This window comes from Pseudonocardia sp. Ae331_Ps2 (genome assembly GCF_001932405.1).
In the GTDB taxonomy this organism is placed as follows: Bacteria; Actinomycetota; Actinomycetes; order Mycobacteriales; family Pseudonocardiaceae; genus Pseudonocardia.
Genome location: NZ_MCIM01000002.1, coordinates 9,960 through 11,473, shown reverse-complemented (window position 1 = coordinate 11,473; position 1,514 = coordinate 9,960). Strand labels below are relative to the sequence as shown.

Genomic DNA, 1,514 nt, shown 5'->3' with positions numbered 1-1,514 from the left:
CCCAGAAAAACACCTCACCAGAACCGGACTTCGTGCCGTACCTCCCAAAGCGCTCCACGCCTCCTAACTGGGTGCCCCAGAACCGGATCAACACCGCTTCACAGGCGCTTCCAGCCGCTTCAAAGCCACATCAAAGCCGCTCTCGGCCCCAGCGAGCCGCGCCGACACCGCCTCCCGACGCTCCCGAGACCGCCACGGGCCGCCGAAACCCCAGCTTGAACCCCCGAAGATGATCTACATGAATCCGAACAAATCCGGGGCCATTAATAAGCCAATCCGGGACACCTCCAGCCCCATCAGTCCGACCCCAAGACGCCTGACCGTCACGGCGGAAACCCGCGCACCAGATTCAAGACACCGCCACAGAAAGAGTCCTTCCATGACGCCGTAAAGGGAACGATGAACTCCACTCAGCAGGGACCAGCGGGTGCGATCCAGCGGCGACCATCGACGCCCTCAACAACAATCCGATATCCAGAAAAAACACACCGAGAAACGGCCGATGCACTGGTCGCGACACAACGAATCCCCTTCCGTGCGCCACCTGGAAATCCCTTCCACAGCAACGCGCGGGGCGACACCGCGGAGCGGCGACACGCTGGTCACGCAGAGTGATATTTCTGGGGGGTGTCCCGAAGCAGCCCTTAATCCTCCTCAATCCTCCTAACCCTCCTAACTGCCGATATTTCAGCAGGTCAGAACCCAAGTCGATCTTAGGAGGATCGGAGGGCTTAGGAGGATCGACCCTCCTAAGCTAGGACAACGAGTTTGCGCAGCGAGCCGCCACCTGGGCGCTTGACCAGCAATAACTGTTTCCGACCCACCACCGCAATCCGATGTTACGTTCCGTAACTGAATCCGGGGCGGGGGGCCGTGCAAGTCGGCGCGAGGCGGGGGCTTGACAGGCCCGCCGGGGGCGTGTCTTCCTGGATAGTACTGCAACGGCAGTTGATCAGCTCGGGGGTCGTTCGCCGCGTCGGCGGTAGTGGCAGTCGCGGGCCTGTTGTTGGCGTTCACGGCGCCAGGTCGACCAGTGCATGACGTGGTCGATGCAGGTGAGCGGGGTGAAGGCGAGCGCGGCGAGGAGACGGCGGATCTCGTTGCCCGACAGCTGAATCAATGCGCGCCGGCTGGCTGAGGATCCCCCTTTTCGGCCTCGCGTGCGTGTTCGGCGGCGCGGGTGACGGCGAGGTAGGCCGCGGTGAGCATGGCCAGGGTGATGTGGGCGTGCCAGGCTCGGTAGGAGCGGACTTGGTAGTGGTCGAGGCCGGCCTCGTTCTTCGCGGTCTGGAAGCATTCCTCAATCGCCCACCGCGCCCCGGCGACTCGAACGAGGTCGCGCAGCGGCGTGTTCGCCGGGGCCGCGCAGCGGTAGAACGCCAGCTCACGGATGGTCTTGCCCTCTGCGGGCTCGGTCTGGCGGCGCACCAGCAGCCAGTGCCCCCAACCCGCCGGGAGGCCGTCGATGGCCAGCGCAACCGCGGTCCAGTCATAGACCCGCATCCCGTGCGCGC

The 1,514-nt window shown here is 64.4% G+C and carries 1 protein-coding gene and 1 pseudogene; both read right to left on the bottom strand.

The annotated features are described in order from the left end of the window. Positions 1 to 952: 952 nt before the first annotated feature. Entirely contained in the window at positions 953 to 1,120 is a 168-nt protein-coding gene (locus tag Ae331Ps2_RS32275) for a hypothetical protein (protein ID WP_170917006.1), read from the bottom strand. Continuing rightward, positions 1,117 to 1,514, bottom strand: a pseudogene (locus Ae331Ps2_RS33710) (IS701 family transposase); the annotation flags it as partial. The gene Ae331Ps2_RS32275 and the pseudogene Ae331Ps2_RS33710, both read right to left, overlap by 4 nt.